Source organism: Aquabacterium sp., from assembly GCF_030652515.1.
In the GTDB taxonomy this organism is placed as follows: domain Bacteria; phylum Pseudomonadota; class Gammaproteobacteria; order Burkholderiales; family Burkholderiaceae_C; genus Aquabacterium.
Genome location: NZ_JAUSAR010000188.1, coordinates 170,046 through 183,023, shown reverse-complemented (window position 1 = coordinate 183,023; position 12,978 = coordinate 170,046). Strand labels below are relative to the sequence as shown.

General features: G+C 57.3%; 3 protein-coding genes. All 3 read right to left on the bottom strand.

All coding sequences use genetic code 11. The annotated features are described in order from the left end of the window. Position 1: 1 nt before the first annotated feature. A complete protein-coding gene (locus tag Q7V20_RS21685) occupies positions 2-4,756 on the bottom strand; it encodes a hypothetical protein (RefSeq protein ID WP_304795832.1) in 4,755 nt (1,584 codons plus the stop codon). Between the two features lie 806 nt (positions 4,757-5,562). Further along, positions 5,563-7,755, bottom strand: coding sequence for a phosphotransferase family protein (locus Q7V20_RS21680; protein WP_304795830.1), 2,193 nt, complete (start codon positions 7,753-7,755; stop codon positions 5,563-5,565). A 359-nt stretch (positions 7,756-8,114) separates the two neighbouring features. Beyond that, positions 8,115-12,929, bottom strand: a complete 4,815-nt coding sequence (locus Q7V20_RS21675) for a CHAT domain-containing protein (protein WP_304795828.1) — start codon at positions 12,927-12,929, stop codon at positions 8,115-8,117. Positions 12,930-12,978: the final 49 nt, after the last annotated feature.

The window sequence follows — 12,978 nt, the reverse complement described above, 5'->3', positions numbered from 1 at the left end:
CTCACTGGAGCAACTCCGGCAGCCGGTAGAGCAGCTTGCGCGCCGACGTCCAGCCCGCCTCCATGAAAATCTCAAGGCAATCCACCAGCGCCTGGCGTCGTTCTTCGTCTTCGAATATCTCCTTGTTGTCCGCCAGGAAACCGCTGACCAGTCGCACCATCAAATCGGCGCCCAACGCTTCGAACTGATATCCGCCCCTCGATCCGCCGGTTCGAATGGCGTGCGCCGTCAGGTCGAATGCCTTGATCGGATCCTGCGGTGCTAGCACCTCGATGAGCTGCAGCAGTTGATAGATGGTGTGCGCGTTGGGTTGACGCCCGATCAACATCAGCGTCGGCGACACCTCGTTCAGGAACACTGCACACGCTGCATCGTCGAGTCCCGAGCCGCCCGTGGCCCGTTCCGTCGCAAAATAGAGCTGCATTGCCGCCTTGTCCACGAGCTCCGCGCAGGCGCGAAGGCGCGTCAACTCGTCTTGCGGCAGCGGTTGCGAGAAGTCAGCTGCGGCCAGTTGGGCGTCCGCCGCGACCACGATGCGATGCATCAAGGCCTGAGAGCGGCGTCTCACAGCGTCGTTGCCCGCCTGATCGGCCTGAAGTCCCAGCACGACCGCTTCACGTAGCGTGTAGAGGATGGTGCCCAGCGCGCTGCTGTGGGCTGCCGGGCTGGCCGTCCATTCCGTCAACTTGGCGTCCGCCTCCGCACGGTCGTAGGTGACGTGCAGTATGGCGAAGAGGTCAGACAGCATGTCCTCCACGTCCGACTCTTGGAGCGTGCCGACGTACCGCGCCGTCAACTCGTAGATCAGCGCCTCCGTTCGCTCAGGATCGGTGTGGATGACCGACTGAAGAACTCCCACCGTCGATTTGAGGACGGCAAGGTTCGTCTCGACCCTCAACCGGGACTTCAGGCGAGACCAAAACCCTTCCCGGTCAATGCTCCAGATTCGCACCAGATGCCCGATGCACTGCGACCTTGTGGCTGGATGGGGATCACTCAGGAGTCGGTCAATGTCCGTCACAAGGCGGGGATACAAGTCTTCCCGCTGCAGGCAGACGTCCAGCGCTGCCGTGGCGGCCTCGATTCGCGCGGCAGGCCCACCCCAAGACTGTGACCGCTCGTAGTCGCTCTCCGTAGTGTCGGCGACCTCCGGGTTGGCCGAGGTGCTTGCGATGCGCAGCAATGCGAGGAACCGACCTGCAGGGTCGAACTGATCCGTAGCCAACAGCCGTTCCCCCTGGGCTAGGTGATCACACCCCTTCCCGATCACGCCCTCCCCGTTCAAGCGCAGGGCGGGATGCAGGTCCGGTGCATGAAGGCTGCTCGCAACGGCTTCCAACAGCTCCAGCGCCTGCTCGGTCCCGATGGCGTCGGCCTGTTTCCCAAGCTGCGATTCATTCACCGCCTTAACGGCCTCAAGCGCCTGAATCGCGACAGCATTCGCAGGCAGCGACTTGTCGAGATCCCGGATCCAGAAGTACGGCTCAGTCGGCCTCCACCCGGTAGTGAGCCTAAACGGCCTCTCGTTCTGCTCACTTCTCGCGAACGCCTCGGTAGACATCGCGTCAAGCACGGCCTTTGCCTGATCGGTGGCTAGCTGAGGCCGACCGATTACGCTGAACAAGCGGTGCATCAAGGCTGATCTGGCCGCGTCAGGGTGGGTGAAGCCATCCATGGCGAAGCTGGCAGCCGAGGACTCAAGGCCTTCTCGCTCTTCTGCGGTTCGCCGGGAGTAACCCGTGGCGACCAGATCGATCGCGTCCTTGCGGGTTTCGGGTCGGGTCAACCAGGCCTCGTCTGCAGCGATGGGCCACAGCAGATCGACGCAGCTGTCGCCACGGCGTACGGCTGCCAGGAAAAGCCGCGACCAGAGCAATCCCCACCCGGAGTTCGTGGCAATCTTGTCTGCCACGGCGCGCGCGTTTGCTTCGGGAAGTTCGACGAATGCGCCGAGGAACTTCAGCATCAGTGCCTCGCCATCGTGGCTATGAGAACTATCGGGCTCGTGCGCCCACACGTGGCTGTTGTCGCCAATGAGCTTGAACTCGACGCTGTTGATGGTTCGGCTGACGGCGTCTTCGTTCTCCAAGCCGTGCTCTCTCCTGATGAACCCCTCTACCGCCGCGATCAGTGCGCGCGTGGCGGGCTCGGGATGGGCTTTCAGAAACTTTGGGTAGAACTCGGCAAGCGAGTACAGCGCCATACCGTAGTCCTGCACCGAGTTGGAGCTCAAAGACAGGATTTGGCTCCGGCTTCCGCCGATGCTCGTGGTCACGCTTTCGGTAACGCTGCCTGCAAACGTCCAGCCATATACCTCGGCGGCAAAGTCCGGATCTGACTCGACGAGCGTGGCGATCTCGCGGCACAGCGCCGGCACATCATCCCAGTTGTGGCTGACGGCCCGCGCTGGCAAGAAGACTTGCGCGAGCAGTGCTCGGGACTCGGTCAGGTTCGTCGCATAGGTTGAAACAACCCGCGGGATCACCGTCGATGCTGCGATCTTCGAGTCAGGCTCGAACGCAAATCGCAGCAAGGCGCGCGCGCCCAAGCCGACTGCATCTCCGGTTTGCGGTGGACGCGCCGTGATGACCAGGACATGGAGCAGTGATCCCAGCACGTAGGGAACGGCTTGGACACAAGCTGCCAGTTCGCCCGCAAGAGCGGCCCATGGGGCGAGGTTCAACTCGGGCGCGTCTTCCACGCGGACGGCGAGGGCAGCGACCACGTGCCGGAGCGCTATCGCTGTATGCCCCCTGTGCGCGCCCGTGTGGACTGCGATGGCATGAACGTCCCGCGGAGCCTCGGGAAGCTCCGCACTGAGCCGCCCGGCGACGCTGCGGAAGATCGGGTCGCCATTGGCGTTGCCAAGAATCCTTTCAACGGCTGTCCAGAAGCGCTCACGGTTGTTCTCCGAGCTCCAGAGCTCTTGCAGCAGGAATCCTAGGGCTGGCGCGAGCATCAGGCCAACGGTCTCCCCTCGCAGGTACTCCTTGGCGCCGGATACGATGCCGTCCACGTCCATCAGGAGTCGAGAAGCGGCGTAGTCAAAAATCAGGTGATGCCGGAACTGGACGTAGCGGTCGTTTTCGACCCTGGCCAGCACGCCATGTTGAAGCAGGCTAGTCAGCGCTTCAGGATCTGAAGTCGCGATGAGGGCGGTCGGGGTTCTGAGGGCACGGCCGTCGACCATGCTGTTAACAACGCGCAGAAGGCAGGCGTCGGCACCGACGCCCAGGGGCGTGATGCGGTAATCCCAGTACAGCCGCAGCAGGCCGGCCTGACTGCCCAGATGCACAAAGGCATCGGCAGTCATTCCTGAGTTCAGCAGCTCGCCGATCAAGCGGGTGTTGAAAGGGACCATCGCCAGCTGCTGCAGCTTCACCGGCACGCCGGCCAGCGCCCGACGTAGATGCGGAGCCTGATTCAGCACACGCTGGAATTCTTCTGGGGACCAGGACCGCACCGCCAGGTGCCTGACCATCGAAAACGTGCTGTCCTGGTAGTCGGCGTGGGCAGGTCGGCCCTTGAATAGCTCGCGGAACCGCACGCCCATCTGCAGGTCAAACGTGCGAATCGACGCGATGACCTTCCAGCGCCCCTTCAAAGCCAGGACGCGCTCGATGAGGGTCCGGAAGGCCCCCTCCCCCTTACCACCGCGGGTGGCGTCAAGAGCGTCGATAACCAGCCACCCGTCCGTCGGTCCGTCCCAGGCTTGGAGCACGCTGACCACATCGTGATCGAGGTCGAGCTCCCGCTGCAGTCCCGCGAGATCCTGAATGCTGTAGCGATCGACCGCCATCTCAACCACGTCGCCATACGCCCTCAGCTCTCGGGCGAGCGTATTGATGACCGCGCTCTTGCCGGCCCCCGGCTCGCCAATGAGAAGAAGGGATCCATCTCTGGCGGCCGCCAGGGCAGCAGGCTGGCAATCCCGGTTGATCCGGATCTCGCCGTCCGCCTGGTCGATCCTTTCGTAGCTCTGGAGATCGACACCGATTTGCAGGGAATGCGCTTTCAGCTTCTTGATGTCCCGGTCGAACTGCGGCGGCGCCTGTAGAGCGATGCTCTCGGCCCCGAGTGCCTGGCGCAGTTGCGCCAGGTCGCCACCGCCGCGCTGCGTCATCCACCGCTTGGAGATGACCACCAACGTATTGATCAACGGGCGTGCCAGGGGAGGCTCCACAACCACCGCCGCCATCGTGTCGAGCGCCTGACTGTCTGTACCGTCTGGATCGAACGTGATAACCCTGATCAGCGCTGCGAGCTCGCGCAGAAGCTCGGCCGGCATGGCCTCCGATGTCGTGGCGACCCAGGCCGCCTCAACGCACGACTTGAACACCTCAAGTGCTCTGCCCTCGTCTTTGTTGAGCGCGATCGGCGTGGGCTGCGAGAGGGATCGCAGGGCTGCGGGAAGGTCTAGACGGATGGACGAGGGAGCTGATGGTCCGACCGCCAACACCAGCCGATCGCGGGCTGGGTCCAGCGTCCGGTTCCATAGATCTGTTCCATCGCCATTCCGGCATTCCAGCCAGTGGCGAACGAACTGCTGGATGGTCTTCGCCAGCCCGCCTTTCGAGTTGGGCGACAGGTCCACCGAGGTCTTGGCCTGCACTGCGATGAAGCCATCCTGGGAAGTCGACACCAGGATGTCATCGACCGGGGCTTCGCTTTCGAACCGGATCCAGGCGGGAATTGCCGACCCCAAACCGAGCGAGTGATCAACCGGCCGCTGCGCGAGTAGCTGCAGGCCGAACATCGCCCCAAGCTTCGCCTGGAACTCGAATCCGCCCGCCGCAGCCGAACCGCCGGATTCAACGCGTTTTGAACTTCCTGGAATCCGTGAGTTAGGCAAGATGACCCGCTTTGCTGAGTTCGTGATGCGATCGCGGATATTGTCACATCGACAAATGCCCGCAACGCTGCGCACAGCCGACTTTGGCGCCCCGGTGTCCTTTCCACCTGTCAATGTCCGCTACGTTGCATTTTCCATGAAGCAAGTTCCGGCCACGAATGACTGCAACCGCTGGAGGTGATGTCGCCACACTGAATTCACGGCCTGGGCCACACAGCGGGCATCCAAGCGCCAGTGACATTCCGGGATCAATGGCCGGTTTCAAAGCAATACTGACGTTGCCTGCTTGCCGGTAGGTTGTGCCACCCAAACGTCTGCTGATCTCGGGCGTAGCCTGTTTGGCGAATAAGTCCCACCGATGTCGGCCAAAAACCTTGAACCTGGCGCCGCCATGAGCATTCCTTACGATTATCAGGCAGCTTGAGCTCGCCAGGCAGTCTTGGCGGCGCATGTGACTTTGGTCTTTGAGCCTGCCGCTGCACGTGCCGATGCTTCCGTTCTGCTTCCTTTCGAAAGCCAGCAAAAAAACGCTGGCACTGTCAGGCACCTAGCGCAAAAGTAGCGCTGCGCAAAGTGGTGGTACAGACAAGCCAGATCATCGCATCTCCCGCTTCTTTAAGCGGAGCACGATTTGGGCCGAACGCGAATAGGCCTGACTCACCGCGCAGTATTGCTCAGATCTCCGGTGAGTGACGAGTCGCGCGGCGCGCCTATAACTCGCCGGTGGCCATCGCTCCACAGTAGGCTTTCGTGGCGGCGGCAGGCACCAGAGTGAAGCGTTCACATAGGGCTGCAGCGAAGGCGATCAACTCGGCAAGCACATCGGAGTGCACGAGCCTAGACGCAGCAATGTCGACGTCTGTAAACGTAGCGAGCCGTTGCGTCCTTAGGGACTGTGCCACTACATGGTCGATATTCAGTTGGAACAACTCGGCATCGCCTAACCTCACTGAATGCTTTTCACGGAATGTGGTGTGCTCTTGGACGGGCTCGAACTCGCCCCCTTCGATGCCAGCGATTCGCGCCGCCAGGACCAGTGGCTGACTGCTGGAGCCTTGATGGCCGCCTGAACCGTTGAAAGCCTCAAGCGTGGCAGCTATTCGATCGATCCAGTTAAACTCCAAACGAGCAATAACGCCGGTCTGGGCGTAAGAAACGAAGGGCAGTTCCAGGTTCAACGAGCGCTCATCGCCGTTGGACTCCCAAGTCATGAAGGCACTGGTCATGACGCGTTCACGGAGCGTCATCATGCGCGGAATCAGGCGCTGTTCGACGGTGGAGCCCTTGCGATCCCAGTACAGATCCCGGCTCTGCGGCCCGGGCTCTCGTTGAACTCGCCGAATCGACCAGTCGCCAAATAGCGGATGGCCTGGAAGCAGAGCATTTCCTCTCTCCATGGAACCGCTTGCGGCCAGCGCATCCTTCAGCTTTTGGAGCGCGCTTGGCGACAGAGGCATGAGTCGTGCCTCGTGCTCCAGCGACAGCTCCACCGGCTTGCCCGCCGCATTGACGTGCTCGGGAGGCCAATGGAGGGCTTGGAAACCGCGCTTGTCCACAGCATCAACTACACCCGGTGCGTCAGCCCGGACTCGTTGCCGCGCCGAAGCCAGTCGTGCCGGCTCAACTTCGGACAGTGCCGATGCTGTAGGTCGAGGATCCATGACAGAAGTGATGCGTGGCAACCGACTGCAGAATCGCTTAAGCCATTTCAGTCCCTCGCCGTACAGCGCCAGTGCAGCATGTGGACGATTCTTCAGGCGCCCTGAAGGGAGGCCAAGCAAATTTGCAGCCATGGCTAGCTCGTATCGCGCGAGCCACTGGTGGTCACCTTGCGACTTCGCGAATCGCCCAACGCGATCGAGACATGCATCAACCAACCCATTTGTCCATGTGGGGACCTCAAAGCGATAACGAAGCTCGGCGGTCCCAAGGTGCTCTATGTATTCGACCTCCGTCTCCTTCCCGGAGCCGGGCTTCTCAATGGGCCCCGTACCTTCAAGGAAGTGCGTCAGCTTTGCAACGTCGAACAGATAGTCGCCCGTCTGCCATTCCTTCGGATCGATCAGCTTCACCTCAATTGAAGCAATGTCGACCCGCAGCATCAAATTGCCTGGGTTTGGATCGCCGTGAGCGATGGTGGTGAAGGGGGGCGTGATCGTTGAGATGTAGCCCGGATTCGCCTGTAGCTGGTCAAGGTACGTTTGCCATGGCTCGATGGTCTCGCCGTTGATCAGCAGAGGAATCGAGGCGAAGCGGCCATCCTTGGCGACGTCTGCAAGTCGTTCCTTGATTCGACCTACATAGTCTTGAGCTAGGCTCGGCAACGTGCGGTTGTCAACAGTATCCGCGTAGCTCTCAAAAAGTACATCCAATACCTTGTGAGTCAGGCGTATGGCCTCCGCACCGGGCAGCGGCGGGACACCTGGGCCTGGGTAAAGCCGATCTTCAAGCGAGACCCAGCCGTCCTCGCTGGGGAAATACTCCATCAGATAGGCATACGGCACAACATCCCGGATTGCGTAGACCACCGGCCATGCATTGCGGGACTGCGGACTGAGCTTCGGATGCTTGCGCGCGTTGTCCATCATGTGTGCTTCCGCTGCGAGCTTGGGCTTGCTGTCCAGCTTGAGGACGAACGGTGCGTGCAAGGTCAGCTGCGCAACGGTCTCGGCGGTGTTGCCTCCACCAAGCGGCCGCTGTTCGACTCGCAAGTTGCGTAGCGGCAGGTCGGAGGCCAGGGCCTGCTGCACAAGCTCTTTCGCGATCTGAGCTGGGCTCGCTTGCTGTGCCGCTCCGGGCCGCAATTGCAAGCCGCCACGCAAGCGGCGAAGTGGCGGTTCAGACATGTGCTGCGCAATCAGCGCAGTGAGCGTCTCTACCAGTGTCGTTTCGCCTTTATCCACCAAGGCTCCTTCCCAAGTCAGTTTGCAAAAAACCCGCTGTGGGCGTTACCTGCACATCATCGGCCGAAAACTGTCCAGCCAGCTCAATAGCAGGCCAAACTGTACGCTGCACAGGCAAGAGCGAATCGCTCAACCCAAATGGGACTTGGGTCCGACTGGCAGTTCGCTGCTCTGGTATGCGGTTGATATCTCAAGCCATGGGTTCTCCACGCCTTTGGCGGAGGAATCTTCGGCTCGTGCAGGCGTATCACATCTTGCGCTGCTCAAGAGAGCAGTGCAATGGTCGTTCGGCCATGCGGGCATCTTAAAAACCTTGGCATTGGGATGCAGCAATTGTGTCAGCGCAACATGCGGTCGGCTCATTGGAGTGTATCTCCTTGGCCTTCGGCCAGATCAAGTTCTTGCAAAATATCGAGTGCTTTTGGCGCTAGGCTGTGGGTACCCTTGGACAAAGGCTCTAAAAGTAGTCGTGCTCGTTGGAATTGGTTCTTCAGTGCATATATTTGGGCGCAATGAAACTGTGCAACTTCGTCCGTAGGATTTAGTTTCAATGACGCATTGATATCTTGCAGAGCCGAATCCAAGTCGCCGACAAACATGAAAACTGTTGCACGATTTACTAACGCGTGCGCGAATGTAGGTCGTATATCTAGCGCCCGGTTGTAGTCATACATTGCCAGAGAATTCTTGTTTTGATCGGCATATGTATTAGCGCGGCTATACCAAAGATCTGCATCAGCTGGGTCGAGCGCAATAGCCCTCGTAAAATCTTCGGAAGCCGTCTGAAGTTCACCAATCGCCAAGTGCAGGTGAGCGCGCTGAATCCAGGCAGCGACAGCATGTGAATCGCCAGAAAGTAGTTGATCAATAAACAGAAGAGCCTCGCCAAAAGAAGCGGCCTCCCTTGCACTCTGAAGAAGGGCGTCTGCGACCGGAGCACCCGCCTTGATCGCATTTGCGATGACTCGACTAGCCTCTGCATGTTTTCCTGCGCCATGCAGTTCGCTGCCTATGCGAAATAGGTCGTTCGCGATAGGTGAAGCTTCACCGTGTGATTTCGTTAGTTGAAGCGGGCCAGTTTCTCCAAATAATACAAATGCTCCCCATATACCGGGAGAGGGCCACTGCATCCGCAAATCAGAGCGCGCAGCCCGCAAAGCGTCCAATCGTGATGCGCCTCTCAATAGATACTTGTAGAACAAGTTCATGAGTTCACGTGTCGGTTCATCCGGCACCGCCCACAAGCTGACAATAACGCTTTGCGCACCTGCCAGCATAAATGCCCGTCGCAGGCCCATCACGCCTTCGACTACTGCTAAGTCGCCAAGCCCCGTCTCGCACGCTGACAAAACGACAAGTTCCGTTCCTCGAAGGTTCATGCCAAGAACCTCTGCTGCTGACAGGATCCCGCTGCCGGCGTCGGTATATTGCTCCTCTGTCGCAACCGCGTTGGCGCCCGCGAGGGCGAGGCCACAGCGCCACATGGCCTTGACGGCTGGAGCTGACCTCAATGGTTTGCGCAATAAGCCGTCAATCAACCCTTCGGTTTGCCCGACATCACCGTCACCCTCACCCTCACCATCGGTATCGGTATCGGTATCGGTAGAATAGAAACCGTGCGTGGCGATGTGTAATATTCTAGGGCGCTCGACAAACTTCAATCTATTTTTCAGAGCATCAGCACCCAGCCATGGCTCTACACCAAGAAATCCTGATATTGTGACTGCTTCATCTCGCGTGCCGGGCAAAGGCTCAAACGGCGTATCGTTTATGTCGACCGGGTGCGGACAGCCGAGATCAAAGTCTGGATCCCCGATAACAATAGATGGGCCACCGCGCCCTGTTGGTGAGTGCGCCATGTCGCGCAAGGTAGCGACATAGCTTAGGTGATAGTCGTCACCTAGCCATGCGCCGCTCGCCGACGGGAGAGTTTCAAAAGGAAGCTTCGATAAGGCTCCATCAACGGCTATCACAACGCTGCTACCCAGTGCCACACCCTGTATCAGTGGATCGAACAACTTTTCCCGAAGGCGTCTCCCTAAATTTTGAAATGAGCCTTGTGGATCAATTTCTTGACAATCGGATTGGACCAAACTATCGGCATGTTCTACGAAGAGTCCAATCTGGCTGTCTATGGATGCCGCGTCGCCGAGATCTATAAGTCGAATTCGTGTGATATCTCCTTCTGGGATCAAAAATGCAAAATAGTGTGCATCTAGGCCAAATGAAAAACGCAGGCTTTCTAAGGAAGCTAGATGTGTCGCGCCCGTGTGTACAAACTCTATCAGAGTCTTAGTATCTCCGAGCGCATGAAGCACCTTCGTGACATTCACTTCTCTGAGCCATTGGGCGGTCTGCAACTCCGGGATGTCTGCTGCTAGAGTGGTTTCAAGCAATTGCACTTGGGACTGCAACTCAAACCTGTTTTCTTCATCGACAGGCGTTCCGCGGACGGAGACATGCATAGCTTTCGCAAGACGATTTCGGGCCTCGGTTAGCTGTAAAAGCCTGGCTTTCAGGAGTGGGTAGCGAAGATTATTGACGGTTTCTCTGGCAACAATGGCCCCTTCAGCCGCAAGGCACTTGCGCCGCAGAACGACATTGAAAACACACGCGAGTCGCACTGGGTCGTTAGGAAATTGTTCGCAGGCGAGCGGAACCAAATCGGCAAGTTCTACGCGGGCTTGCCACAGATAGTTTAGGCTCAATTCCGGATTGCCCATTGCAATGGTATCCGCTACTGCCGTGTCTGCAGCCTTTGAGGCCTCAAGCAACCAGTCCAGTGCACCATTTTGGTCGTTCTCACTAAGCGCGATCTGAGCCAATACCCGTTTGAGCTCATAGATGATGGAATCTCTGGCCCCTAAATTTTTGACCAAATGGGAAAGTGCTGCATTTGAAGCGTCTCGTGCTTCGGATAGTTCGTTGGCGCTCCACGCCGTATTTGCTATATGCACGAGATTTGTAAGCACCGCCGAATGCAGGCTAACAATTTCGGCATCGCGCCTCGTCCTCAGTTGGTCAAAGATCTGGCGTGCGCGTCGGTGCAAATTGAGCGCTCGTCCCACTTCTCCATCTAACCTGTAAAGGGTGGCTTGGGTATCCAAAATGACCCCGTGTATCACAGTCTCTTCTTGGCCTCCCTTTATGATCGTCTCAATAGCCATTTTAAGATAGTGAGATGCGCTGGTTAAATTGCCATATATCAATTCCACCGTTGCCAAAGAGTTTAGCCCTGACACGAACGCATCGGAAACTGAGTGTGCTTTTCCAAACTGCGTGACAGCTTGTTTGAGGAGTAGTCTTGCATTTTTAAGGTCTCTCACCTCCACTAGAATCTGGCCGACTCTCATGTCGAATAACGCGCGCTCGGATGTTAGTACGTAGCTTGAAAGTGATCTTCCTTTCGCAGCCACCGTAAGAACTTCGCTGTGACGCCCCTGCTGCGACAATAAAATTGCAAGAGACAAGAAGGCTTCAGCGAGATCCCCTTTGGGTGGATCCCCCATTTCCTCCATAATTTTTATTCTCGCCCGCATGGCTGCTTCCGCTAGCTCATAGCGACCACTGTGGCTATGTTGCCTCACCAACAAAGCAAGTCCGTCCAATCGAGCTAATGGGTTCGCGAGCGAAGTTTCGAGAATCTGACGTTCGACAAAGCTGGCGCCCACCTCAAGAACGCGTCGCTCCAGGAACTCGGCCTCTTGCCATCGACCGTCGGCTTGCATACGCAACATGCCATAGAACGCAACCTGCCCACGTGCTTTTAAATCTAGGCTGGTTTCTTCCCAAAGGTGATGATGCGATTTTTTTCCCATCAAAACTTGTAGAAGCTTCTCATACCATGGGAAATGCAATAGCTGCTTTCGAACAATTCCAGCCATACTTTCTGCAATAGAAGAAGCGCCAAGCAAGTACAGAGAAGCGACAGAAAGCAGTGCACAATCTGGTGTTATCTGAAACTCCACGTGATCTGTTTTCTTGTCAATCAGGCAAGTTGCGAAATCATATTTGGCAAAAGCTTCCCTTTTCTCTTCAATCAGCTTGCTGGACAGTGGTGTTAGGTTTGATTGCTCACGGGCTAGATTGGCAAGTGCTTCGAGTTCTAGGCCTGCTTGATGCTGTTCAGGCAAATTGGGATGCGCAACGAATTCGTTCACCGCAAGTTCGAAATACCTAGTTGCTTCCGCTGCATCCCGCGCCACCAAAGCATTGACCCCAGCAAAGTATGCAATAACACAACTCTCTCTCCCACTTGTTGAATTGAGCGCGGAATCAATATTTCCGATCCCAATGATGGCCATCGACACTCTACGTATCCAATCCTCATTCGCAATGCTAAGGACCGCTTCTTTCGCTTGGACATTTTCGAGATTGTCGAGCGCCCGCATTGATATTAGCCACACGAGCAGCATCCTCGGATGCCGCCAATTTGAGCGCAATACTTCGGCCGCGCATCGCCCGGCTGTTTCATAGTCGTGAACTATGAATGCGGCCCAGCTTTTATGCCCAGTGAGGATCGCTTGTTCTTCGGATTCTGGTTGTTCCAGTTGAGTATCCGAAATTTGTCTGCCGGAAAATTGCCGCATGCGATCGATGGCCCGATTCATATCGGCTAACTCTCTCACGCCGCACTCGGTTGCATTATCGCGCACACCTTGTGCATTAGAAATAAGAACCTCAACCATTGCTTGGCGGCCCGTGCATATGAAAACCAAGCCAAGAATCATATACTCAACAACCAGTTTGGGGTGATACGGGTCAATTCCGGATAGTCGATTTATCGTAGCTGTTGAAATTTGCTCAGCCAGTTCATACCGGCCGGCCCGCAAAAAAATATTGCCAAGTAGGCTGCGGGCATTAACCCAATGTTCGATTGAGTCGGCGGGGTCGGAAAGCTCTTCCAAGAGGGCTTGCGCCATGGTTTCGGCAGCGACGTAATCACCCATTGCAAGATGGCAATCGGCGAGATTCGCAGTAAACGCAAGCTTCTTCTCGTCCTTTGCTGGAATGTGGCAAGCCTTGCTTAACGCAGTATTGAGTAGAGTGCGCGCGCGTTCAAAAAGACCTTGCTTGAAGAAGGTTAGTGCTTGCATGCCTAACTGAAGGAATTCTTGATACTCTTCGCTTTGAAGGTATGCAGCCCGCTCGGTAGGTGTCGAAAAATCTTCCATGTGCTCTGCCAATCTAATCAAATATGATCATTTTTAATTGAAACATCAG

Excerpts from the sequence above, each read along its gene's own strand:
- Q7V20_RS21675 (WP_304795828.1), bottom strand. The coding sequence starts at position 12,929 with ATGGAAGATTTTTCGACACCTACCGAGCGGGCTGCATACCTTCAAAGC.
- Q7V20_RS21685 (WP_304795832.1), bottom strand. The coding sequence starts at position 4,756 with ATGTTCGGCCTGCAGCTACTCGCGCAGCGGCCGGTTGATCACTCGCTC.